This window comes from Flectobacillus longus (assembly GCF_030056705.1).
Classification (GTDB): domain Bacteria; phylum Bacteroidota; class Bacteroidia; order Cytophagales; family Spirosomataceae; genus Flectobacillus; species Flectobacillus longus.
The window spans coordinates 143,338-169,414 of the sequence record NZ_JASHIC010000013.1; the positions used below are offsets into that span (position 1 = coordinate 143,338).

At 37.5% G+C, this 26,077-nt stretch carries 21 protein-coding genes; 9 read left to right on the forward strand and 12 right to left on the reverse strand.

The window, feature by feature from the left end:
* Positions 1-14: 14 nt before the first annotated feature.
* The 5 genes from QM491_RS11185 (at position 15) to mgrA (ending at position 5,431) form a co-directional block, all read left to right on the forward strand.
* On the forward strand, positions 15-1,229 hold the full coding sequence (locus tag QM491_RS11185) for an AAA family ATPase (protein ID WP_283327577.1): 1,215 nt from the start codon (positions 15-17) through the stop codon (positions 1,227-1,229).
* Complete coding sequence (locus tag QM491_RS11190; protein WP_283327578.1) at positions 1,223-1,858, forward strand: DUF4276 family protein; 636 nt, start codon at positions 1,223-1,225, stop codon at positions 1,856-1,858. Before QM491_RS11185 ends, QM491_RS11190 begins: the two co-directional genes overlap by 7 nt.
* The gene (locus tag QM491_RS11195; protein ID WP_283327579.1) at positions 1,851-2,933 is read left to right on the forward strand and encodes an aminotransferase class V-fold PLP-dependent enzyme; all 1,083 of its coding nucleotides are present in this window, start codon (positions 1,851-1,853) and stop codon (positions 2,931-2,933) included. Before QM491_RS11190 ends, QM491_RS11195 begins: the two co-directional genes overlap by 8 nt.
* 469 nt (positions 2,934-3,402) lie before the next feature.
* Entirely contained in the window at positions 3,403-4,404 is a 1,002-nt protein-coding gene (locus QM491_RS11200) for a Gfo/Idh/MocA family protein (RefSeq protein ID WP_283327580.1), read from the forward strand.
* Between the two features lie 37 nt (positions 4,405-4,441).
* Complete coding sequence (mgrA, locus tag QM491_RS11205; RefSeq protein WP_283327581.1) at positions 4,442-5,431, forward strand: L-glyceraldehyde 3-phosphate reductase; 990 nt, start codon at positions 4,442-4,444, stop codon at positions 5,429-5,431.
* 79 nt (positions 5,432-5,510) lie between these two features.
* Here the strand turns inward: mgrA and QM491_RS11210 are convergent, their stop codons facing one another.
* The 8 genes from QM491_RS11210 to QM491_RS11245 form a co-directional block, all read right to left on the reverse strand.
* Entirely contained in the window at positions 5,511-5,909 is a 399-nt protein-coding gene (locus QM491_RS11210) for an NUDIX hydrolase (RefSeq protein ID WP_283327582.1), read from the reverse strand.
* Positions 5,910-5,924: 15 nt separating this feature from the next.
* Positions 5,925-7,295 (reverse strand): nicotinate phosphoribosyltransferase, encoded by a 1,371-nt coding sequence (locus QM491_RS11215; RefSeq protein WP_283327583.1) that lies wholly within the window; start codon positions 7,293-7,295, stop codon positions 5,925-5,927.
* A 231-nt stretch (positions 7,296-7,526) separates the two neighbouring features.
* Positions 7,527-8,408 carry an NUDIX domain-containing protein gene (locus QM491_RS11220; RefSeq protein ID WP_283327584.1) on the reverse strand — a complete coding sequence of 294 codons (882 nt, stop codon included), beginning with the start codon at positions 8,406-8,408 and terminating at the stop codon, positions 7,527-7,529.
* Positions 8,409-8,654: 246 nt separating this feature from the next.
* A complete protein-coding gene (locus QM491_RS11225; protein ID WP_283327585.1) occupies positions 8,655-9,122 on the reverse strand; it encodes a GNAT family N-acetyltransferase in 468 nt (155 codons plus the stop codon).
* Between the two features lie 259 nt (positions 9,123-9,381).
* Complete coding sequence (locus QM491_RS11230) at positions 9,382-10,167, reverse strand: PhzF family protein (protein ID WP_283327586.1); 786 nt, start codon at positions 10,165-10,167, stop codon at positions 9,382-9,384.
* Between the two features lie 104 nt (positions 10,168-10,271).
* Complete coding sequence (locus tag QM491_RS11235; RefSeq protein WP_166579506.1) at positions 10,272-10,763, reverse strand: MarR family winged helix-turn-helix transcriptional regulator; 492 nt, start codon at positions 10,761-10,763, stop codon at positions 10,272-10,274.
* 123 nt (positions 10,764-10,886) lie between these two features.
* Positions 10,887-12,365 carry an ATP-binding cassette domain-containing protein gene (locus tag QM491_RS11240; protein WP_283327587.1) on the reverse strand — a complete coding sequence of 493 codons (1,479 nt, stop codon included), beginning with the start codon at positions 12,363-12,365 and terminating at the stop codon, positions 10,887-10,889.
* Between the two features lie 41 nt (positions 12,366-12,406).
* A complete protein-coding gene (locus QM491_RS11245; protein WP_283327588.1) occupies positions 12,407-13,252 on the reverse strand; it encodes an AraC family transcriptional regulator in 846 nt (281 codons plus the stop codon).
* Positions 13,253-13,496: 244 nt separating this feature from the next.
* Here QM491_RS11245 and QM491_RS11250 point away from each other — a divergent pair, with 244 nt between their 5' ends.
* The 4 genes from QM491_RS11250 (at position 13,497) to QM491_RS11265 (ending at position 17,017) form a co-directional block, all read left to right on the forward strand.
* Positions 13,497-14,477 carry a phytanoyl-CoA dioxygenase family protein gene (locus QM491_RS11250; RefSeq protein WP_283327589.1) on the forward strand — a complete coding sequence of 327 codons (981 nt, stop codon included), beginning with the start codon at positions 13,497-13,499 and terminating at the stop codon, positions 14,475-14,477.
* Between the two features lie 97 nt (positions 14,478-14,574).
* Positions 14,575-15,390, forward strand: coding sequence for an aldo/keto reductase (locus QM491_RS11255; RefSeq protein ID WP_283327590.1), 816 nt, complete (start codon positions 14,575-14,577; stop codon positions 15,388-15,390).
* A 320-nt stretch (positions 15,391-15,710) separates the two neighbouring features.
* Positions 15,711-16,652 carry a metallophosphoesterase gene (locus QM491_RS11260; protein ID WP_283327591.1) on the forward strand — a complete coding sequence of 314 codons (942 nt, stop codon included), beginning with the start codon at positions 15,711-15,713 and terminating at the stop codon, positions 16,650-16,652.
* Positions 16,653-16,750: 98 nt separating this feature from the next.
* A complete protein-coding gene (locus tag QM491_RS11265) occupies positions 16,751-17,017 on the forward strand; it encodes a hypothetical protein (RefSeq protein ID WP_283327592.1) in 267 nt (88 codons plus the stop codon).
* Between the two features lie 227 nt (positions 17,018-17,244).
* Here QM491_RS11265 and pheT read toward each other — a convergent pair whose 3' ends face one another.
* The 4 genes from pheT to QM491_RS11285 all read right to left on the reverse strand — a co-directional run bounded on the left by pheT (position 17,245) and on the right by QM491_RS11285 (position 25,991).
* Positions 17,245-19,668, reverse strand: a complete 2,424-nt coding sequence (gene pheT, locus QM491_RS11270; protein ID WP_283327593.1) for a phenylalanine--tRNA ligase subunit beta — start codon at positions 19,666-19,668, stop codon at positions 17,245-17,247.
* A gap of 244 nt (positions 19,669-19,912) precedes the next feature.
* A complete protein-coding gene (locus tag QM491_RS11275; protein WP_283327594.1) occupies positions 19,913-21,829 on the reverse strand; it encodes a DUF3857 domain-containing protein in 1,917 nt (638 codons plus the stop codon).
* A gap of 4 nt (positions 21,830-21,833) precedes the next feature.
* Positions 21,834-23,798 carry a DUF3858 domain-containing protein gene (locus QM491_RS11280; RefSeq protein ID WP_283327595.1) on the reverse strand — a complete coding sequence of 655 codons (1,965 nt, stop codon included), beginning with the start codon at positions 23,796-23,798 and terminating at the stop codon, positions 21,834-21,836.
* A gap of 219 nt (positions 23,799-24,017) precedes the next feature.
* Positions 24,018-25,991 carry a DUF3858 domain-containing protein gene (locus QM491_RS11285; RefSeq protein ID WP_283327596.1) on the reverse strand — a complete coding sequence of 658 codons (1,974 nt, stop codon included), beginning with the start codon at positions 25,989-25,991 and terminating at the stop codon, positions 24,018-24,020.
* Positions 25,992-26,077 lie beyond the last annotated feature (86 nt).

Below are 26,077 nucleotides of genomic sequence, written 5' to 3' on the forward strand. Positions count from 1 at the left end.
CCCATTTAAAAAGCATGATAAAAAAAATAACGATTCAAAATTTCTTCAGCTTTGGCAATGAACAAACCATCGAATTGAATGCTGATACCAATGTTCTGGTAGGAATTAACGGAACAGGAAAATCAAATTTCATTAAGGCGATACGGTTGCTTTGTGAAATAGCCTTAGGAGACTTTGAAAAACTATTTTCTGAAAAATGGGGTGGCTTTAGTAGTGTAATGAATTTCATCAATCCTGATGTAGATGAAATAGCCATAACTTATGAATTTGATAAAGATTTCCTAAAAAAGAATTTTCAAGGATATTTTTTATTCCATGCAAACCCTATTTACCAAGTAAAAATTCACAAAAAGGGTGAAGCAGGCTATTCTCTTTCAGAGTGGATTTATAATGAAAGTACAAAAAAAGGGGTCTCTTCTCCATTTACTTATTTAAAAGTTGAAAAGGGAAATAATGGATTAATTTCAGAAAAAGGAGCTAAAGAATCAAAAATAAAAAGGTTAGAGTTATTGAAGTCTAACGAGTCCGTTTTTAAACAGATTAATGACCCTGATAGGTATTTCCCAATTTATACTTTAAAAAAAGCTATTGAGCAGATAGACTTATATAGTTACTTTGATACAACTTTTGAAAGTCCAATCAGAAGACTTTCGTCTTATTTTTCTGAGGATAAACTTTTTCCTGATGGGAAAAACCTTACTTCATTATTAAGCTCTTTGAATAGTACTTCTGTTAGAGCTTATGATAAAATAATAGAGGAGTTTAAAAATGTTAATCCAAATTTCAGAGAACTTGTTTTTACTACACCAGTTGCAGGAAAAAGCTTACTCTCATTAAAAGAAAAGAACTTAGATAAAACTATTTCTATTGAGCATATTTCTGATGGAACATTACGTTATTTACTGCTATTATCTATTTTCTATAATCCTAAAAGAGGAAGCGTAGTATGTATTGACGAACCAGAAACAGGTTTGCATCCTGATATGATTTATGGTATTGCCAGAGGAATTAAGTATGCTGCTCAAAATGGTACGCAAATGATTATTGCTACGCATTCGCCTTTGTTACTAAATGATTTTATTTTAGAAGATTTAATGATATTTGAAAAAGATAAGATTAACCAAAGTATTGTTAAGACAATATCGGAAGATGAATTTCCTTCGTCTGAAGGAAACTTTTTAGTAGGACAAATGTGGTTAAGAGGTCAAATTGGAGGTAAAAGATGGTAGAAGTTAGTCTTTTAGTTGAAGGTGGGCTTCATCCTAACAGTAATGACAGTGCCGATACCTATGAAAATAGTACAAAGTTACGGGAGAGTTTGTACAAACTTTTAAGTGCTGGCTTAGATGAAAAGGATAATATTAGTTTAAAAGTAGAGATGCGTGGTTCTTATAAAGCCGTTATAGATTTTAAGAAACAACCACTTTCACCTCAAACGTTAGCTTTAATTGATTTTGACGTGTTCCAAAGAGGAGAGGAAAGTATTGATTCTATTAAGGAATATCGGGAATTTATATTCTTTATGGTACAAGCAATGGAAAGTTGGATATTATCACAACCAGAGACAATTGAAAAGGCATTTGAGCAATACAAAGTAGGGAAAAAGCCTGTTGCTGAGAATCGTTATATTAAAGATATTGCTCCAGATACTATTTTATTTCCTGATAAAGTTTTAGACGCTTTATTAAAAGAAAACTTTCAACAAGAAAAAAAAGGGAAGTTAATTCCGTTAAAGTACAAAAAGTTAGGAAACTCACACATACTTTTAGAGCAATTAGATATTCATCGTTTGAAAGAACAGTTTATTGATGTTAAAAATTTATTGAACAAGATTAAAGAACTATTGATTCATGCGTAAAACATACTTTACCCCAGGACCAGCCGAACTTTTTCCAACTGTTGAACAACACTACCGCGATGCGTTTGACCTTCAATTAGGGTCTATTTCGCACCGTTCTGCTCAATTTCGCAAGATTTATCAGCATACGGTGGAGCAGCTTCGCATGCTGATGAATGTTCCCGAATCGTCGGGTATTTTCTTTACTGGCTCTGCAACAGAAATTTGGGAGAGAATCATCCAAAACACCGTAGAGTTTGAAAGTTTTCACTTGGTAAATGGCTCTTTTTCAAAGAAATTTTACGACTTCTCGGGCGAGCTAGGCAAATTTGCTCATAAATACGAAAAACCCTTTGGTGAGGGTTTTGACTATGCCGAAATCGAAGTACCACAATATTCAGAATTAATTTGTACCACTGCCAACGAAACGTCTTCGGGTGTACAAATGCGCCCTGCTGAGATTCACAAACTCAAACGTGGGAATAAAGATAAGTTCGTTGCCGTAGATATGGTATCGTCGGCTCCCTATCCTGATTTAGATTTTGAGTTGATAGATACAGCATTTTTCTCTGTACAAAAATCATTTGGTATGCCTGCTGGTTTGGGATGCTGGATTGCCAACTCAAGCATGCTTGATAAAGCCAAAGCATTGAAGAAAAACGATGGTATTATTGGTACTTATCATACTTTACAATCTTTGTGGAAAAACTTCGAAAAATTCGAAACACCTGAAACTCCAAACGTAATGGGTATTTATGTGTTAGGAAAAGTAGCCGAAGACATGAACAAAATCGGTATCGAAACGATTCGCAAAGAAACAGAACGCAAAGCCAAAATGCTTTATGATTTTGCTACGAAGTGTGATTACCTCGATATTTTTGTGCAAAACCCTGAACACCGTTCGCAAACAGTAGTAGTAGTAAATACTGTTGGGAAACCTGCTGCTGAGATTATCGATGCTGTCAAAACTTCTGATAATATGGTTATTGGCTCTGGTTATGGAGATTTTAAAGCTACGCAACTTCGTATTGCAAACTTTGCGGCAGTTAATATCGAGCAAGTAGAACGCTTAATTGAAGTAATGAAAAAGCTATAACTTTTTATACAAAAGCCAATGTTTTCAAGCTATTGTGGATTTGGGACTTCTGATTTTGGAAACAAGAGTTTATTCCTTAATTTTTTGCAAAATATCAGTCAAAAAGTAAGCTAAACTTCCGAAATCCAACAGTAGATAACCAAAACATCTCTAAGGCATCACCTTGAATTTTAGGATAAAAAAGGCGTTCGAAATAAGTTTTTCGAACGCCTTTTTTTGATGATCTATTTAAGAACATAATCGCTTTAGACGTAAAATAATATTTATCTACAGATAAAATATACATAACACTCATTCTTCCACTCAATTGCAAATTACTAAATAGGATAAATCTCTTCTATCACTGTTAGCAAAAGTAGCTTGTCTGTTCCCTTCTTTGTCCCTATCTTTAAGCAAGTATTTTGAGTGGTTCTGTAATATTATCACTCCTCAAACTGTCTATCCTCAATTTAACAAATTACCTACTCCCGTGGAAAATACAATCTCGACCTCCCCTACTCGTTGGGGAATTATTGGCTGTGGAAAAATCGCTCAAAAATTTGCTGATGACCTTATGAACGTTCCCAATGCAGTACTTAATGCAGTGGCATCTCGTAATCTCGAAAAAGCACAGGAATTTGCCAATCCTTACAATTGTCCCAACACGTTTGGAAGTTATGAAGAACTAGCCAACAGCGGTCTTGTCGATGTAATTTATATTGCAACACCTCATGCACAACATTGTGAAAATACCTTAATGTGCCTCGAAGCTGGAGTGCCAGTATTATGCGAAAAAGCATTTGCTATCAATAGCCCAATGGTGAAAAGTATGATTGCTAAATCTCAAGAAAAACAAGTATTCTTGATGGAAGCTATCTGGACTCGTTTTCACCCTGCTATTAATCAAATCAAAGAGATTATTGAAAATGGCACCATCGGAGAAATCAAACATATCGTTGCAGACTTTGGCTTCTTGGCAAATTATGACCCAGAAAGCCGTTTATTTAACCCTGAGCTGACAGGTGGTTCGTTGATGGATATTGGTATTTATCCCTTGTTTATTAGCAAACTATTGCTTGGTATTCCTTCACAGATAAAAGCTGTGGCTGTAATGGCACCTACAGGTGTAGATATGAACATGTCTATTGCTCTTGCGTTTCCTAGTGGTGCAACAGCATCATTGTTCTCTACATTAGCAGCTCAAACAGATACAACTTGTACCATTTATGGCACCAAAGGTAAAATCTATATTCACGGTCGTTTCCATGAAACATTTGGTTTTACACTGACTATCGAAGGCGAAGAACCAAAAGAGATTTCAACTGAACGTAATGGTTGGGGCTATAGCTATGAAGCTATCGATGTACAACGTTGTTTGGCTGAGGGACGTATCGAAAACGATAAACTTCCTTTACAGTTTAGTTTAGAATTAATGGAACTTATGGATGAAATTCGTGCTCAAGTGGGCTTAAAATACCCTCAAGAAGCATAATTTATAATGATTTACAGCTAAACTCTATTTTTCATAAATGACTTACCTTGCTAATCCTACACGCTACAATGGCATGACATATCGTCGTTGTGGACGTAGTGGACTACAACTTCCAGCACTTTCGTTGGGCTTATGGCATAATTTCGGAGGGGTAGATACCTTCGAAAACTACCGTGCGATACTTCATACGGCTTTTGACCAAGGTGTAACGCATTTTGACCTTGCCAATAATTACGGGCCTCCTTCAGGCTCGGCAGAGGAAAATTTTGGAACAATTCTCAAAAAAGATTTTTTGCCCTATCGTGACGAATTAATCATTTCGACCAAAGCAGGATATACCATGTGGCCTGGACCTTATGGCGATTGGGGTTCGAAAAAGTATCTTGTTGCGAGTCTTGATCAAAGCCTCAAGCGTATGGGTTTGGAATACGTAGATATTTTCTATCACCATCGCCCTGACCCAAATACGCCCTTAGAAGAAACCATGGCGGCATTAGACTTGATTGTTCGTCAAGGAAAAGCGTTATATGTGGGAATCTCTAATTATAAAGCTGAAGAAACGGCTCAAGCAAGCGCTATTCTCAAGCAGTTGGGTACGCCTTGTGTTATTCACCAGCCCAAATACTCGATGTTTGAACGTTGGGTAGAAGGAGGATTATTGGATACTCTGGAAAAAGAAGGTATTGGCTGTATCCCTTTCTCGCCATTGGCACAGGGTTTATTGACCAACAAATATCTTCAAGGTGTACCAGAAGATTCCAGAGCTGCCAAGCCTCATGGTTTCTTGAAAACGGCGATAATTACTCCTGAAAAACTAGAGCAAATACAGCAATTAAATACCTTGGCTCAAGAGCGCGGACAAAGTTTAGCTCAAATGGCTCTCTCATGGATTTTGAAAGACCCTAGAGTAACGTCAGTATTAGTAGGTGCTAGCCGACCAGCTCAGTTATTAGATTCGTTGGAATGCCTTAAAAACACCAACTTTTCAGCAGAAGAGTTAGAAAAAATCGAAACGATTTTGAAATAGATTTTCGCTAATGCAAAACACCCTTCCTAATGCCTTTGAGCGAATCAGGAGGGGTGTTTTTATATTTTTGAAAAAGAGTTTAATCTAACAAACCTTTTTGTTTTAAATAGTCAAAAATCAACTTGTCAACTTCTGCAATTTTGTCTTGGTCTGTGTATTTGAGCCATTGAATCTCTTCTATCTCTGCGCTTGCTTTCAAGTCACCAACATATTTTCCTCCATAACAAGTCATTTTTACCATAACTCCTTCAGGATGTCCATGCGCTTGTGCTTCAAAAGTACCAATGTAATGCAACGTTTCTGCGTCAAGCTTTACACTCAATTCCTCTTCAATTTCTCGAAGTAACGCTTGCTCATCTGTTTCTCCAACCTCTCTTTTTCCACCTGGGATATAGAACTTATCCTTCCCATAACTTTTTGTGGAAAGGATAGATTGATTCTGTAACTCTATCCAAGCAAGCTTATCTATAACCTTCATATTTAAGATGTTTTTTTATAAACTATTCCCCTTCACTTCGTCAAAAGTGTAATCTTTCAAGATTTCACCATTTTCAAAAACTGTTACGAGTAAATCCTCCCCTTCTTCGTCGAGGTTAACTGTATGATATTCGTTGTCTTTGAAAATGAGTTTCAAACGTCCTTTTTTACTCTTTTTACCGTGGTCGGTAATGGGGTCTTTAAATACCAAACGGTCTTGTCCGTCGACGGTAGCGCAACTACATTTGAAGGCAAATTTTTGGGTATCTCTATGTACTTTTTGCAAAAGAGCCCCACCCATACCAAAGGTAATATTATCTGCACTCCAACCATTTGTGGCAAGATTTTCAAGGATTTCGCCAATACTTTCATAGTTGACTCCATCGCCTTGGATTACTCTGATTTGAGGCACTAATACTTTATATCCTTTTTCATTAATGGTATATCCTATTTTCTCGCCTAAAATTTCAGTTACTTTCAACACTACATCTTTTGGAACGCCACTATCTGGACGAACTACTAAAGTACCATTTCTAGCTAAAATCTTTTCTTTTAAGGCCTCTCCCCACAGTTTTTCGCAAGCATGATACACGTCGTAGCTATCGCTCACAACAGCTACTAACCCTTCTGGATATTGGTCAAGCATATTGCGATAGGCATCTAGCTCGCCTTCTTGTTTCCAACTCGTAATCGTGCTGTGTTCGGCAGCAGGAATACTGAAACCAAACATACTATCTGGCTGATAGTACTCTTGGATAAATGTCAATGCCATAACGGTATCCGTACCCATGAAGTTTACCAAATGCGCAGCTCCTCCTACACCTGCACTTTCGACACTAGAGACTCCTCTAAAACCAAAATCATGAAGTTTGAAATCAATAAGGCTTGGGTCACCTGTTTTTTCTAAATAAGATAAAATCAATGAACGAACAGCCTTACTAGTGGTAGCAACTGTACATGGATACCATAGTTGTACCAATAGGGTTTCTAGAAAATTGCTTAACCAATAGCATTTAGGATCGGTATTTTCAACGGTCATTAGTACATGATGAGTCGGAATAACTGCCCCTTCAGCAACGGCCTTGATTCTTATTGGAAGTCTACCTTGATATTTTTCGAGAATATATTCCCAGCCTTCACGGTTAAATAGCGTTTCTGAGCCAAAATGTGCGGCATAAAGTTTAGCAGCTTGGTCTATCTTAGCTTGCGTAACGACTTCTCCTGCCAAATATTCCTTGAGCAAATACTGCAATCCAAAAAAGGTAACTTGCTCGAATTTTCCTCCGCGACTCTCGAAATAACTGTAGATATGACTGGTTCCAGAAGGATATTGTTTGTAATGACTCAGCTTGTAGCTGTCGGTGAGTAGGAGGATATTATTTTGCATATCAACTCGGTTTGAGCTTCGAAAAGCTATATTTATAGCAGTAAACTAAAGGCTATCAAGCCATTTCCCAATTTCTTAAGTTAGGTTAATTTAGCTTACGTTAAGTTTTTATTAAAAAACAAAGATAGAATTCTTGATGTAGTAAAGAACTTATCAAGAAAAATATTTATTCGGGGCTTTGGGCAACAAGCTCTAAAGAATCCGAAATCAAATATCCGACATCCCCAATCCTTAAAATCCCTTTTTTTCCCACAATCTAAAAATCACACGGTGCTCTTCTACAAAGTCTTGCTCAGTCAGAGAAGCAATATCGAACCATTTTAACTCCTCAATATCGTCTTGCGCTGTGGGAGTTCCTCCTTCGTATTCGGCTACAAAAAAGCTAGTGATAATTTTGTCAACCTCTTCTCTGTATCGCCAATCGTCTATTTTGGCAGTACCAATGTATCGAGCTTTGGTTAATTTCAAACCCGTTTCTTCCTCGGCTTCTCGGATGGCTGCATCTTCGAAACAATCATCTTCGGGGTCGATAAACCCTCCGATAAATCTAAAAAGTGCTTGTTGGGGTTTTCTGCCAAGTAAAACTTTATCGCCAGACACGATAGCTACATCGACAGTAGGAAATACTTTTGGATATTGCGCTCGAACGGTTTGAAATACGCCTACTCGATAGGCTTCTTGCGAACGGTCAGCATCGCTGATGATGTACGGTGCATATTCGGGCAAATCAACCCATTCGATAGGATAAGTAAGTTCATAATGAGTGAGGTTATTACTTTCTTTGAAGACAAATAACTGACAATCTTTATTTTCACCAACCACCTTAATAATAGCATTTTCCAATGCTTGTGAAGTTGCTTGTGCAGATATTTGCTTTTTGAAGGATATAATCTTAGCCTTTGGAAATTCCTTTTCCAACATCAACTTTCTGGTTTCTATATCCAAAGGATGATTTTTGCTAGAAGGAATAGGCGCTGAAGCTATTACAAGAATCACTTCAGGATATTGATTTTGTAATTGGTTGATAAAAGCTTTTTCAAAAGCTCCTATTTCGATTTGTTGAAAAGTGCCAACCACTACGGCGTATAAAACTGATGAGGTATTTTGAGTCATACTCTTGGTCTATTTTTCTTTGAGTACTTTAAAAATACAACCATTTCTTGAAAAGAAGGGTTTCCTAAGTTTATTCATTTGTCAATAGGTGCATAGTCAAACCTAATCCCATAGAGAAAAGTCTGTTTATCAGGTAAACTAGAATCGTTAAAAAGAGCGCCGTAGGTGCGACAGAAAGCCAATGATATTGAAGTCTGTCGCACCTACGGCGCTTTTACTCAAACAGAAATATCTGTTTGAGATTTTCTAAAATACTATCTCCATTTTAATATCAGCACGAGAATATTCGGTTTCACCAATTGGAACTTCGACGAAGCCTAATTTACGATACATGGTTAAAGCTGGTGTAAGTTGAGTCGAGGAAACTAACCATAGAACTGTTGCACCTAAATCTTTTGCCGCCTGAATCGTATGCGCACATAGAACCTTTCCTGCTCCGATACCTTGATATTGAGGGTTTACAGCCATTTTAGCCATTTCATAATCGGTATCACTATTTTTGACTAAGGCAACTGTTCCTACTACTTGATTTTGAAAAAGGGCAAAGAAAATCTGACCTCCACTTTCCAAAATATATTTTTCGGGATTTTCCAGTTGCTCCACATCATGTGGTTCTACTTTAAAATACTTTTGAATCCATTCTAAATTCAAAGTCTTAAAATCCTCTTTGTACTGAGGTTGGTATGATTCGATTTGTATTGATTCCTTTGACATAAATCTATCATGCTATACGCCTAGAGCCATAGGCTTTTGGCAAATGGTTGATAAAAAAGTTATCAGTTATTGGTATATCAGTTATTGGATTGCACTCATCACCAGATTAGTACTTTCAAATTAACTTAGTGGGCAAAATTAAAATAATTTTACCCGCTTTAAGCTCTAGGCTTTATGCTGTAGGCTAAAAGTTGAAATGAATTTCTCATGAAATAACTTAAGCTCTTTTGCCTAATGCCTATAGCCGAGAGCTTAAAGCCTACACAAAGATTTGACCCTTAAGATATAATACAGCCTTTCCTGCAATTTTGACTCTATCGCCTTCAAGTTTGCACCATAACTCTCCTTTGCGAGGTGATATTTGCCATGCGGTTAGCGCTGTCTTGCCGAGTTGTTGAGCCCAATAGGGTGTCAAAGTCGTATGTGCCGAACCAGTAACGGGATCTTCGTCAATCCCTGATTGTGGTCCGAAGAAACGTGACACAAAATCTACCTTACTACCTTTGGCAGTTGCAATAATTCCTCTGGCTTCGATAGTAGCCATTTTTCGCAAATCTGGACGAAGTTCCAAGACCAATGTTTCATTTTCGAGCACGACCATATAATCCGATTTGCCACGATAGGTATGAAGGATATTTACGCCCAAACATTCATTCAAAGCTGGCAATGGCTCTACCTCCTTGATTTCGTCTACAGGAAAATTTAATTCTAATAAATCATCTTGTTTCTGAACCGTTAAGATGCCACTTCTTGAAAAAAACTCGATAACCTCATGCTTATAACCTAATTCAGTAAACAATACATGCGCAGTTGCCAAAGTAGCATGACCACACAAATCCACTTCTACCGTTGGGGTAAACCAGCGAATATGAAAACGAGTGTCTGTTTCTTGTACAAAAAAGGCAGTTTCAGCCAGATTGTTTTCCAATGCAATTTTTTGCATTAGATCATCTGTCAGCCATGATTCTAGCGGGCAAACTGCCGCTGGATTTCCTCCAAAAACTTGAGAAGAAAACGCATCTACTTGATAAATAGAAATTTGCATTGTATTAATATTGAAGTTTATGTAATTGGGTTATAGCTTTCGGGCGTCAGTTTTGGGCTTTAAAAGAACTTTCTTTTCTGTTTCTCAAAAGTTATTACTATGAGCTACTTTGATTTTTCATCAATATATTTTTGATAGTAATCTATATAAAAACCATCTTTCAAAAAATACTGCTCGAATGCCTCCACAGAACGCATTAAATCATGTGCTTCTTTGCTAATCAATTGTTGATTAACCGTTTTGATGTTGTCCCAAATTTCTTGTAACTGGGGTAAAAATGCCCAGCCTTTTTCTGTCAGTTTCAAAATACGTTTACGAGCATCTTCAGGCGACTTTTCGGACATAACCCAGCCTTTTTTCTCTAATTCTTTTACAAATTGAATCACCGCAGGATGCGAAATATTTAGATACTCTGAGGCTTCCATCACACCGATAGATTCTTTTTGAGACAACAAGTAAAAAAGAGGAAACCATTTGGGTTCAAAATCGATGCCGTGTACACGGTACACATTAATGGCCTGCTTAAAAACCAATTCGGCAAGACGTTTCATCCTACTCGCAATCGCCAAAGGGCCTAATTCTTTAATAATATCCATTTTTATGTAATCAGTTACGTAACCAGTTACTAAATTAATTATTTATTTTAACTAAAAAAATAAAAGATAAGAATTTTATGATAGTCGGCTAAAAGATGACTGCTCCTAGCCGACTGCCAGATACTATCTATCTAAGATTTCAGCATTACCTTCAGTCATTTTTAACACCTTTGAAACACAGGCTGGTATCTCCCCTTCATAATGCGTTACGTAAAGCAATGTTTTATTCAATTTGACACAAATTTCATCTACCAAATCTCTAAAATAACGAATATGCTGTTGGTCAAGCCCTTGACAAGGCTCATCTAATACCAATAAAGGAGGGTTTTTAATCAAAGCTCTTGCCAGCAATACCATACGCTGTTCGCCTGTTGAAATTTCAGAAAAACGCTTTTGCGATAAATGCTCAATTCCCAACAAGCGTAGATATTTTTCGGCTAGCTCTTGCTGTCCAGGCTTTAATGACTGATACAGTCCATTGGTATTGTACAAACCTGAGGCTACAGCTTTGAAAACCTCTGTTCTTTTGGTAAAAAACAAATGCAATTCGGGCGACACAAAGCCTATCTTGCCTTTAATATCCCAAATCGACTCTCCCGAGCCTCTTTTACGGTCGAAAAGGTCAAAATCGTTAGCATAACTTTGTGGATTATCGGCATTGATGAGACTTAGAAGCGTAGATTTTCCAGAACCATTTGGTCCTAATACAGCCCATTTTTCACCACGTTTTACTTCCCAATTGAGCGTATTTAATACTTTTTTACTTCCATAACTTACGTTTACGTTACGCATACGGACAGCGTATTCGAAGGTATCTTGACTTGTACTCGATGCCAAAAGTTCTTCTAGCAAAGCATGATCTAACTTTACTTCCTGTGTGGCTCCTGCCTCTATGCTTTTTTTCAATTCAAAAACATTCGTAATACAAGTCGGTATTTCGTCGGGTGTAGTTACCAAAATAATATGGGTGCCATGTTGCGATATAGCATTGATGGCTTCATGTAATATCGTTCTGGAAGCAATATCTAAACCCACAAATGGGGTATCTAACAACATTACTTTGGGACGTTTGAGAAACGAACGCGTCAGCAAAGTACGACGAGTTTCGCCGTTCGAAAGAGTCATTAATTTACGTTCAAGCAGATGTTCGATGCGTAATACTCTGGCGGCATTCAATAGCTCTTCCTCGGTATATGGTGAAGGTGGTAATTGAACCGATTTTTCATCGATTGTACCAATAGGTTTCATTTGGTCTGTCAAAAACTCACGAACTGTTGGCGAGTTTTCGGCATCATACACGTTGAAACGCTGCTGGTAATATTGTGCGGCAGAATTCAGGATACGATTTCCTGAATAATCTCTTGATACCAACTCGATTTTATCTTTCAGCAATTGTCCTTCTTCCAAGAAATGGAATTTAACTTTCCCTCCCACAAATGGAATTTTACCTGCCAAAGCTTCTAACAAAGTGGTTTTACCCGAACCATTTTCTCCAACAATAGCCCAATGTTGTTGGTCTTCTATTTGCCAAGTAAGGTTGCGAACGACAATTTTTTCAAATTTTCTGAGAGCTGTATTTTCTAAACTGATAAAAGGAGTCATTATATTTTATTGGTTAACCATGCTTTTTCATTACTAAAGTTTCAAAAATAATGCTTTTTAAATGCCAAAGGGTTGACTCCAGTCAGCTTTTTGAAAGTTCTGTTAAAATAAGACATACTTTCAAAACCGCAATCGAAGCAGGTTTCTGTCACATTTTTATCTAAAAGCAATAAATTTTTGGCTTGATTGACCCGATAATGATTTAAAAATTCGATAAAAGTCAGTCGTGTCATTCTCTTAAAATAACGGCAAAAAGCCGCTTCTGAAAGATTGGTCATTTCGGCGACTTCGCTCAATTCTATTTTACGCTGATAGTTTTCATCAATAAACTGATACAGGCGTTTGATACGCTCTTGGTCTTTTTTGTTGTACTGATTTTCGACAGGCTTCTCATGTAAAAGTTCGTATTCAGTCGTGTTGGCGAGTAACTGAAAAATACTGAGTACTTCCAAAAACTGCTCAAATGGCGGTATTGTACGAATATTTTTCATTCTTTCGGCCAATGCTAACTTCACATTTTCGCCGAAAGCAATACCGTATTGTGAACGCTCAAACAGCTCGGCTATTCCTTTGAGTTCAGGTGTTTTGCTAAGTCCATTTCCCAAAAATGACGGACTCAATTGCAAAACTACTTTCTCATAATCCTCCGTCTTGACCATGTAATCAAAATTGAGATGCGGAATATTGGAGCCAATCAGCACCAAATCATTGTAACGATAACGTGATATATGTTCGCCCACATGCCGAGTTCCATCTGTGCCTTCGATATAGACCAGCTCGATTTCGGGGTGAAAATGCCAATAAAAAATCTGACTCAATCTTGGATTTTGCATAATCCGAAATGAGCTATTAGAGTCTGGCGAAAATTCTTCTAGAATGAGTTTCATAATTCACTCCTAATGGGTTTTAAGACAAAATCTTCAAAATACCGTTTAAGCACACTCAACTGGCTTGTTAACTTGCTACGAATTTGTCAAATTTTGAACTTTATTTATCCAATTACAAATCATTATTTATAAAAAAATCAAAATTGTTCAAAAAATGGCAATTATTAGCCAAGATTTTGACTATTGCAACAGGTTAAATTTGTATAACAATTTCAATAACAGATATTACTAAACTAACAAGACCATGCAAATGACTCCAACAATGGCTCCGACAATGATGGCCAATCAAAATCATAGAGATATTCCAGGCAATCCTTCTACTGCGACAAGTAGCAAAATCGGTTTGAACGATCGTAGCAATGGTAAACCCTTACGTGTATTGAGCGAAGAAGATTGGCAATTTTGGATTCATAATGGGTATGTCGTCATCAAAAATGCTATCTCACGTGAGCAAGCAGCTAAAACCGCAGCCTTTCTGTGGGAGTTTGAGGAAAAAGATCCTAATAATTCCGACACGTGGTATTCGGCACCAAGAGCCGAAATGCAGATGAAGGAACTAGTGGGTAGTGGCATGGTCGAGGTTTATAACCATCAGTTGTTATGGGAAAATCGTCAGGCGCAACGCGTGTATGACGCCTTTGTGGACGTTTGGGGTACTGAAAAATTGTGGGTGACGATTGATAGAGCCAATCTCAACTTTCCGATGCGTCCCAATCATATTTTCAAGGGTTTTATTCACTGGGATTATGACCCAGAAACTCGCCCTCAAAATGTACAAGGAGTTTTGGCATTAGCAGACCAAACAGATGAAAATATGGGTGGCTTTCAATGTATTCCAGAGCTTTATCGTACTTATGACACTTGGAAATTGACTCAACCAGAAGATAGAGACAGATTTAAACCAGACACCACTGGTCTCGAAGAGCATTTTGTAAAAGTAAAACTAGAAGCTGGCGATTTGCTTATTTTCAATAGTACACAGCCACATGGTATTCGTCCAAATAAAAGTGAAGATAAAGTACGAATTGCTCAATATATTTCGATGATGCCAGCCGAGGAAGATAATGAGGCTTTGAAAAATTGGAGAATCAACTCATGGAAAAACCGTATCGCTCCTGAAGGATACGCATTTCCTGGCGACCCAAGAAACTTTGAAAGAGACCGCTACGAAACAGCCGTGTTATCAGATTTAGGAAAAAAATTACTCGGACTTGAGAGTTATTGAGTAATTGAATGAATTCAGATTGAGTGATTTTGAATAATTTATTGACTGAATATTTAATAAAATCACTCATTCTCTAAATCATAATTAACATACAACCATGCAGTTATATACAACTTTAAATACAGGACAAACTATGCCTTTGCTGGGGCTTGGCGTGTATGATATGTACAACCAAGAAGCTGAACAAGCCGTAGAGTGGGCAATAGAAACGGGTTATCGATTAATAGATACGGCTTCGATGTATGAAAATGAGCTAGAAATCGGCAATGCCATACGAAGAAGTAATATAGCTAGAAGTGAATTGTTTGTGACAACCAAAGTTCACAACAACGACCAAGGTTATGACAAGACCTTAAGAGCTTTTGACCAAAGTCTCAAGAAACTCTCGATAGACTATATCGATTTATATTTGGTGCATTGGCCTATCAAGGCAACACGAAAGGAAACATGGCTGGCTCTTGAGCATCTATATCAAGAAGGGATGGTTCGCTCAGTTGGTGTGGCAAATTATCTTTCTCCTTTCCTAGAGGAGCTTTCAGAATACGCTAATATCGTCCCTGCGGTCAATCAAGTGGAATTTAGTCCTTATCTTTTTCTGGAAGATTTATTAACCGAATGTCAAGTAAAAGGTATTCAGTTGCAGGCCTACACGCCATTAGTTCGTGGGCAAAAGATGAATGACCCAAGACTTGTTGCTTTGGCTGAAAAATATGATAAAAGTCCCGCCCAAATCATTTTACGTTGGGCACTCCAACATGGGGTTTCTACTATTCCGAAATCATCCAATCTCAAACGTTTGAAGGAGAATTTTGATGTCTTTGATTTTGCTATTTCTTCTGAAGATATGCTAATGATTGATGGTTTTGATGAACAATTAAGAGTAGTTGATGACCCTATGGAGATGTTTTATTGATTTTTAGGGGCAAAGTTGCAGTATAGGCACAAAGGCAAAGAGGCACAAAGTCACAAAGTGTGAAAAAATCTCTCTACCATTAGACGCAAACATTGCGCCTCTACCGCCCCCCCCCTTTGCCCCTATGTGCCTTTGTGCCTGTTTCCTCCAGACGCAAGCATTGCGTTTCTACCGAAAACCCCTTTGTGCCTCTGTGCCTGTTCCCTCTCTCCCTTTCCGTTGAATAGTTTTTATTGTTTTTCAGGCATCTAAGTTTCTTTTTTTTGTAAAATGCAACGAATTTTACATTCAAATAAAATTCGCCAATAAGAAAATTCAACATGAGAAAATTTACCTTATTAATCTTTATTCTTGCTATCGGAATTTACTGGAGTTGTAAACAAGAAGTTACTGTGGATTTACCCAAAGAAACATCGTTTTATATAGTCGGAGACTGGGGACGTATGGGACAATATGCCCAAACACCCATTGCGAAGCAAATGGACAAATCGGCCAAGTTAGCCCCTATTGACTTTATTTTTTCGACAGGAGATAATTTTTATGAAAATGGTGTAGCCGATGTCAACGATGCACATTGGAAACAATCCTTTGAACAAGTATATAGCGGGTCTAATATTTTAAAAAATTGGTATATCACCCTTGGTAATCATGATTATATGGGCAACCCTACTGCGCAATTGGATTATGCTAAAATCAATAAGCGATGGATTTTGCCTAATAGATATTATACTTTTGTACGTGAAATGGCGAATAACAATAATGTACGTTTTGTGATTATTGACACGACTCCATTCATTAACGAGCACCGAACTAATGCTTTCATGCACTCTGATATTTTGTCGCAGGATACTCAAAGGCAATTAAAATGGTTGGATAGTACTTTGAGTATTAGTAAAGAAAAAATCAAAATTGTGGTAGGACACCACCCTATGTATTCTGCTGGAACAGGTAGAGGCGACCAAGCAGAAGTTATTAGTATTATCAAACCTCTTTTGAGTAAATACAAAGTACAGTTATATATTTCAAGCCATAGCCATAATAGCCAATATCTAAAGGCTCCAGACCTAGATACGGAACTGTTGGTGAGTGGCGGAGCTGCGTATGCCAATGATATCGTAAGAAAAGAACATCCTTATTTGCTTTTTGGCACCAATACTCCAGCTTTTACTTCAGTCAAAATCAAGGATAATTTGATTACCACAAGCTTTGTGGATAGTACCGGAAAAGTGCTATATTCGAAAGATAAAATAATTGTTCCATAAGTTGTGCCATAAAATGTCGTATATTAGCACACTGGAATCTATAACTAGCACACGGTACAACTTTTTAGGTGTAACACAAAAACTATTGATTAACAGCAATGACTACAATTTCTCATTCTGAATATCTAAATGCACTCAGGATTATTAAAGAGTACGAGGAGCAAAAACTAAACGCAGGAAATTTTTTAGAAACGCTTAGTGCCAGTAAAAACTTAAAGCGCTTCCTCCAAGACCACAATGTTGTGAGTTTTGACCAGTTGGTTGAACTTTTCCAGAACGGTACCATGAACTCATGGTCGGGATTTGGCAAAAAACTTTTATTAGAAATAGAAGAACTCATCCAAAAAAGTACTGCCTTACAATAGTTCTGTTCAGCAGTAAAAGGTTATTTATTACTGGTATATCTGTTGTCAGAAACAGCACTAAATAATTTCATTTACTGATAAAATGAACTAAAATAAAAAAAGCTGAGAAGATTCGTCTTCTCAGCTTTTTTTATTGTATCGAGCTTTGGGCTATAAGCATTAAGCAGGAAACCTTCTATTAATTCATAAGAAGTATTTTTGCTGAATGCCTATAGCCTACAGCTAATTTATTTTCTAATTACTGCTCCGATTTCTTTCTCGAATCCAGCCATTAAACGCTCCATTGTTTTGTCGATTACTTTATCTGTCAACGTTTGTTCGTTGTCTTGTAAAATAAAGCTTACCGAGTAAGACTTTTTACCCTCACCCAAGTTTTCGCCTTGATATACATCAAATACGTTGATTTGGCGCAATAAGTTCTTCTCATACTGCTTTGCCAATTTCTGGATTTGGTCAAAAGTAACTTCTTTGTCCAATACCAACGAAAGGTCACGACGAACTTCTGGGAATTTAGACAATTCAGTAAATACCACGTTTTCTTTGTATTGTTTGAACAAATAATCCCAGTCCAAATCAGCATAGAATACCGACTGTTTTACATCGGCAGCCTTCGCCAATTTTGCTTTTACTAAACCTAGGCTTACACATTCTTTTTTGTTGATAACATAGCTCAAACCATATTCAAAAGTAGCAGAACCTTCGATTGGTTTTGTTTGGAAATCTTTAAATCCTAAGCTTTTCAACAATTTACTCACAACATTCGCTAAAGTGTGGAAAGAAATCTTTTCAGATTTTGCCTGCCAAGTTTCTGCCGAAATATTACCCGTTAAGTAAATCGCCAAATGACGTTTTTCAACGTATTTGTCATTTACTTTATGATAAGTCTTTCCAAAATCAAACAATCTCAAATCCTTCTGGCGACGGTTGATATTGTGAGCCAATACTTCCAAACCCGAGAAAACCATTGATTGACGCATTACCGCCAAATCTTCAGAAAGCTTATTGAGAATTTCAACGTTTTCACCTTGTAAATCGCTCTGAATCAAAGCTGCGTACGAAGGTTTTGTTAAAGAGTTAGTGATGATTTCAGAGAAACCACTTCCAGCTAGGCTAGTAGCAATTTTCCATTGCAATTTGTCACGGTCTTTTGCAGGGAAATCAGAAAGATAGTCTGTTCCTAAATTTTCTGAAAGTTCAATATTGTTGAAACCGTACACACGTAAAATCTCTTCGATAATATCGGCCTCACGTGTTACGTCTACACGGTATGGTGGAACAATCGCCGTAAAGCCCGCTTCAGTTTCTTCTGTAATCTGAATATCCAAAGATACCAAAATAGACTTAATAAGGTCTTTTCCTAATTGTTTACCAATCAATCGGTCGATATTGCGATAAGTAACAGGTATCACAAAATCTTGGATTGGAGTTGGATAAAAATCACTTACTTCAGAAGCAATCACACCGCCCGCTATTTCTTGAATCAGCAAGGCTGCGTATTTCAAAGCATATAATTTAGCATTTGGATCAGTACCACGCTCAAAACGGAAAGAAGCATCTGTTTTTAATCCATGACGTTGTGCTGTTTTACGAACAGAAGCAGGATCAAAATAGGCTACCTCCAAATATACACGAGTTGTTTCGTCTTTGATACCCGAAGTAGCACCACCAAACACACCCGCAATACCCATTGGCTCCTCAGCATTACAAACCATCAAATCTGTTTCGCCTAAAGTACGCTCAACTTCATCAAGTGTGGTAAACTTAGTCCCTGCTGGTAAAGTTTTTACCACTACTTTTTGACCTTTGATGGCACTCCAATCATAAGCGTGCATGGGTTGTCCCAAACCATGACAAATAAAATTGGTAATATCAACGATGTTATTGATAGGACGCAAACCGATGGTAATCAACGCATTTTGCAACCATTCTGGTGAAGGTTTTACCGAAACGCCATCGATAGTTACTCCACAGAAACGTGGACAAGCCTGTGCATCTTCTACAACAAGCTCGATAGGGAAATTAGTATTATCTACTTTGAAAGCCTCAACAGATGGCAAGGTAATTTCGCGACCAGTAGCAGCTTTAATATCACGAGCTACGCCCCAGTGCGATGCAGCATCGGCACGGTTTGGTGTCAAACCGATTTCGATCATATAATCTGCTTCAAGGTTGAAGTATTTGGTGGCAGGCGTACCATTTGGCAAATCTGTATCCAATACCAAAATACCATCATGCGAAGAACCAATACCGATTTCGTCTTCAGCACAAATCATCCCTTCAGACAAATGCCCGTAGGTTTTCTTGCTCGAAATAGTAAATACTGGTTTACCTTCTTTATCGTAAAGAGTTGTTCCAACTGTTGCTACAATCACTTTTTGACCAGCGTCAACGTTGGCCGCCCCACAAACGATTTGAGAGGGTGTATCTTGACCAACATCTACGGTTGTAAGGCTCAACTGTTTTTCTTTCACCATAAATCGTTCGCAAGTAAGTACTTCGCCAACAACAAAGCCTTGTAACCCACCTGGGATAGAATCGTGACGCTCGATGCCCTCTACCTCCAAACCAGTACCAGTTAACATTTGGTCTAGCTCTTCGGGAGATTCATTAATTTCGATGAACTGTTTAAGCCAATTAAGTGAAATTTTCATTGTGTATAAAATTAGATAATACCTTGCTAGTGCAATCTTGTACCGTTAGAGTACTTACTCAAGTATTAGGAAAGTGTTTTGGCACTTGAGTAATGATATTATGAGTTGTTGTTTTTCCGTATTTGTATTTGAGAGCGCAAAGTTACAAGTTTTACGCTTTTTGTACTTGCTTGATTAAAACAAAAACTCCGTAAGTTCTTGAAAAACTTACGGAGTTGGTCTTTAAGAGATTATTAAAGGGCTTTTACAACTTCAAAACCATTTGTGCTCGGTCAGCTTTTGAGATTTTTTTATAAAAATCTATCAATTCTTGAAAATCGCTGGCTTTGTATTTGCCATTATTACGAGTAAACTTACGAGTCAGCAACAACTTAGTACCTTGTAATTGGTACTTTACTTGGAAGGTTCCAAATTTTGACATGAAGCTTACATCGGTTGGCAACGCCTCCACAGCCTGATAAGTTGGCAGTTGAATTTCAATCTCATCATTATAGGAAATATTATTAAATAACTCAACATCCATCGTGCGAGGCTCGGAGCCTGATGATGGTACACCATCTTCTTTGTAAAAAATGGATGGGGTCACAAATAATCTTGATCCGCTTGGGGAGGTTAACTTCTTCAAATCCGCATCAAAAGCAATTTGAACACTTGGAATTTTATCTCTATTTTCTTGTAATGCAATTTTACTCAACTGTGCATTTCCCAAATAAAAGCTCTTTAAAAGAGAGGTCGTTGTCTTTTCTTGATTATTTTCATGAATTAAACCAACGACATCGTCATAGAAAATACCTTTGAAATTAGCATCAATTTTTGCCTTTGCTGAACCATCAGCACCTAATTCCATCTTGACTTTTCGGCTAACTTGATTGTCTTTTGCAGACAAAGCAGGCGTTTTGACCAATACGCCTCCACTAGGCGTAGCCAAAAGAGTATGACGGTTGGCAGTAAAATTGGATAAATACCCAAAAGGATTCGTCTGAGAAGTACATTCGAGCCAAATGGTATCTTTGGGCATAGGTACACACAAAATCACGTGGTTGAACTGTTGTGCAGGGAAGTCTGTCAGAATATCTGCGGTAGCTTCTCCTGCTTTTATCGACGCATAGTGAGACTCAATTCCAACTGTTTTTAATAATGCTTTTGTAAAAAAACTTAAAGCTTTACAGTCTCCATAACCTTTGTCGGCCACCACGGCTGCTTCGAAAGGCTGAAGTCCTCCAATACCCAACTGAATACTGATATAGCGAGTATGCTGCTGAAGGTATTCGTACACCTTTTTTACTTTTGCCTCTTGTGAAGTTTCGCTTTTGACCAATGTTTGTATTTCAGAAATCACATTAGACGGCAACGTTTCTCTTCCTTTATTGAGTAAGTTATCAAACTCTCCTACTTTTTGCCAAGTAGAAAAATCGCCTTTATAGCCATCCATTTCAAAAGTAGCTGGGGCTGTCCATACACCAGGACCACGCTGTGACCATGCTGGGGCGTAAGGCTCAGAAGCTTTGATTGGAATATCACTAACTTTCCATGTATAAACGGTATTTGTACCATTTTGAGATTTTTCGACAGGTGCTACGTTATTGAGTTCTTTATAGCGCAAAGGCATATTGGCGGGCATCTCAATACGTAGAGTACTTGTCTGAACAGATACATCTTCGGCATCTTCGCCAGGAAACCAACGCTCATAAAATGCTGTTTTTTTATCAGAAACTTCATAAGTAAACTCCACTGTAAATGGAAAGTTAGCATAGCCAAACTGCACCGATTTATAGCGATAATCATCAAATAAATTAGAGGCGGTCACATTGCCAATATCGTTTATCTCTTCTTTTTTGAGCTTACGGAGTTTATTGCCAGCAGCATCGTAAAGTACCCCTTCGAGATCGGTCACTTTTGATAATTTGTTGTAATCAATATAGAGATGTCCATATTTCAAGCCGTCTTCGTCGAGGATCGTCATGACAATGTGTTTTTTTCGAGTCAAAGCCCCCTCATTCTTGACAATCAATAGATTTTCGTCAGTACGAATAACGGCGTGTGCATTTTCTTTTAGTTTTTCAGGAATCCCTTGCACATTCCACACCACCGTTTGGGCAGAAAGAGGAATCACCAAGCAAGTCCATAGTAAAGCAATTAATAATCGTGTAGTAAACATCATCGTATTATTTTTTTTGAAGAACAATCATTTGGTTATGTCTAGTTACCACATGGTCGTAGAGCGTACGAAGAGCCTGATATTTATCGGCACTATAAATAGACTTTTTGAGTAGGATCTGGCTTGTAATATTTACCTCTTTTCCTGTGGGGTCTTGTGTTACCGAGAAATAGAATCTCCCTCCATCTTGGGGCAAAGCTACACGGATTCCTTTGGGAAGTTCTGCAATGCTATACCCTTCAGGAATAATGTATTTGCAAGTAATAACTTCTTCAGTTGGATAGGTAAAATCAACAGGGAATGAACGGTCGGCATTAGGAAAAGGATGCTCAGTTGTTCCTTCGTAAGGGATTGTTTTAAGGTATATTTTTCCATTAACTTTATTATACCCTTCTGTATTTTTACCAGTTATCATAATCACAGGTTGACTACCAGCATCAGCATTAATAAAGCCCTCTAATTCTATCTTAGGTTTGTCGATACTCGAAAAATCATTGCGGAGTTTTTCGATGAATTTTTCTTTTCCTAAAGTATTGTATTGCGAACGATAATCAATGGCTTGATACCCCACTCCTGTGTATAAAATTTGGCTTTCCAGCTCAGGTTCGTTTGCGCTAAAGGTAAATTCCATATTAATTTTCGTACCACTTTTCTCTGGAGTTTGAATAGGTATCCATTGAGACCTGTTATAAATCAACAAGCGTCCTTCGCCAACCATACAATACTCTGGCAATAGCCCCCATTGAAGATTTTTGTCGGTAACATCCAACAGTACATTTTGTCCACTGATATTTACCTGCGCCAAGGTATAGTTAAATCTTGAAATCATGGGGTAATCTTTCCAAATTCGACCATGGTCACGAGTGCTAATTACTACAGGTTTGGCGGCTATTCCAACTTGGCGGAGTAATGAAATAAGTAATAAATTTAGCTCTGAGCTTGAACCCGTTTTACGATTAAATACTTCTTTGAGCGAACTTTGGGTAAACAAACGCTTATTACCATCCCAAGTAAAATTACTTTGAACGTATTTGTACACTTCTTTGGCGAGTTCAAGAGTATCCGTTTTCTGGCTTTTTAGACTTTGAGCAGTGGCGTCAAAAGCGGATATTTTACCAATTCTGCCACCAAAATCATCATCCATAAGTAATTGTTTATCAAAGTCAGGCCAATCCATGGATAGTTTTTTGGCTGTATCCATTCCTCTTACCACATATTCGGCCAACTCAAAGTGGAGTTTACGAGTATAATCATCCAAATTAGCAACATACTTTTCCTCCTTCATGGCTGGAATATCGACCATTACCCATCTACAAGATCTAAAATCATCAGAGGTATTACATTTTTCCTCAGAAAGTTTTCCTTCACAATATTGCATCAGCATTCGGTAGGCAAAATTAGTAGGACTTCCAAAAGTATATTCACTACGCTCGCAAGGAATATCTGTTTGAAAATCCCAATCTTTGGGTTTGAAAGGAAAAGGAGAGCGTATCACATAGGAATATTCTATAATCGAGCCTTCTTTTACTTTGGGCAAGGTAAAACTCACTTTATCGAAGGATTTATTGTATTTGGTTTTAAAAATATCCTTTGCTTGAAGCTCATCGATTTCGATGACATCATTATTGAAATTATACGTTCTACCTTTTATTTCTTGTGCAAGTTCTATATCCTGCTGATTGCTGTCGATATATAGATAGAGAGCCTTAGTAGCACGCTCAAAAGCACTTTTTTTCAAGATTTTAATTCTTATAAAATGTTGATAGGCGATTTCATATCCACCTTCTGAATTTTGATACACCCAGCCATTTCCGTAATTGGTCATGATATAAGCCTCAGCGGAAGAGTCTTTGGGATAAACTTTTTTAATCAGGTCTTCGACTGTAACTTGTGGAAATTTAGGCAAGTCTTGTTGAGCATGGGCAATAAAAGCCATTGAAAACATTAGTAGTAAAATGGTTACTCTTTTCATTAGTGTTAAGGTTTTATTTGGGTTGTTCAGGAAAGACTATGCTTGATGAGAATCGATTTTGATATTACAGAAGGGATATTTCGCGAGTAGCATAATCATATCGCAGAACGCTCATAGTTGACCCACTTTCTAATAGCAAAATTGGTCGTCTTTTCAAGAGAAAAGACGACCTTAAAATAGTAGCAATGACGTTTTCGAATTATTGGGTCGTTGCCTTTATTACTTCTTTTTCAACACAATCTGTTGGAGGTTACGTTGTTCTACAAAATCAAATACTTGTCTTAAATCATGATATTCTTCAGCATAAAAATAGTTCTTTTTGACAAATAGCTTATTCATAAAAGCAACCTGATTTCCATTGGCAAATAGCTGATAAGTATAATTTACCATTTTATCAGGAGTCAAGGCTTTTACTGATTTCGGCAATTCTTCTACCACATAGCCGTCAGGAAGATTAATCATAATGGTAGATAGGTCATCTTGCAGATACCCAAAGTTGACAGGAAACTTGCGGTCTTTATTATGAAAAGGATTTTCGGTATCGATTAAGCCAAAACTTGGTTTGATATACATACGCTCGCCAACGATATTGACAGCTTCTGACACTTCAGCATCAATAGAAATAGCAAAAGCTTCTTCATATTTGCTCTGACCTGTCACTTTGAAGGATTTGATTTGAAGGTTGGGATATTCCTTTTTCAAATATTCACTTAAAGCTTTATCACCTTCCTTTTGATAGACTTTTCGCATGCTCATAGCTGCATATCCTTGGAAAAGTAAATCTCCTTTTATCTCAGCATCACCGTTGGCTTTTATGTTAACAAGTACACTTTGAGCAAAGGTGTATTTTTCTTTTGGAGTAATTTCAATCCATTCTCCAGTACCCGAAGCCACAATTCGTCCTTGTTGATTAAGACAACGAAATGGTACGCTACCAGCTTTACACATCGGTTCGGTGGCATCCAATAACAGCCATTGTTGATTAGGCATCAAAACGCCAGCTACCACATAGTTGAAGCGTTTTTCCAACACTTGCGATTCATTTACCATACCATGATTACGAGTACTTAAAATCAGAGGTTGTGCTTCGTATTTAAGTTCTTTCAAAATAGCAACTAACAGAAGATTTAAGTCTGCTGAATTCCCTAGCTTGCTTTCCAATAATTTTTTACGAGTATTTGACCCATACATACTAGCATCTCCGTTCCAGAGTACTGTTTTTTGAACGTAATCGAGTACCTTGTTTAAATGTGCTAAGGTATCGGATCCCGTGTTTTTGAGATAAGGTACAATGTCTCTGACAGCACCATCAGGTTTAGCTAATTTGCCAAAGGAGTCATACCCCAATAAGGCTTCATCAAGATTTTCCCAAGTCAATGAAAAGTTTTTACTAATGCCATTTGGTGGCACATACGCAGCAATTTCGAACTGAATTTTAGCAGTAAAATCCTCGATGGTAGTAGTGTAAGGCTCTTCTTTGATAGCGGGAGCATTTTTTACAGCTAAATGATATTCAGTACTTTCATAACTAGATCCTTCAAGCATTAGGCTTGACTTCTCTTGTTTGGAAATGGCGAAAGGCTCATATCCCTGTGTATGTAATCTAAACACATAGAAATTAGGTGCATTTACCCAATACTCGCTCCAAAGTGTAGGTATTGAATGTTGAAAACGCCATGTGGGAATCTCTGTATCATAGTTGGATTGTATTTGATACGTAAACTCAATCACACTTCCCTCCTGTACATTGGGTAATGTAAACTTATGGGACGTAAAGTTTTTATCAGATTTATTCTCAAAAATGGCGGCTTTTTCCAATTTATCAACCTGTACTTTACCTCCAACCAAACGGTAAGTTGCCCCCTTGACACCTAAAATAGATTCTTGAGTTCCTCCTCGTGTGATGGTTTCGAAAGTAGCCCAGTCATAGCCAGATTTCTTCAAAATTTTGACTCGACGATGATGTGTAAACATGGTTTTTAGACCTGAGGGATAGTAGACATAAGTTAAGGTCGCATAATCACAAAGAATTACAGCAGAGGCCGACGAGTCGATAGAATATACTTTAGTTTCGAGATCTGTGATTGGTACATCACCAAACTTAATGGGGGATTTTTGGGCTATAAGGCCATTGATGCTAAAGATTAAAGCAATAAAAAAAGCTTTAAATCTAAGTGCAGAAAAATAATTCATTTTGTATGAAAAGTTAGTTTATTCTTTCAATTTTAGAGAAAATAAAAAACTTCAGCAACAATTTTCCCAGAAATATTTAGTGTTTT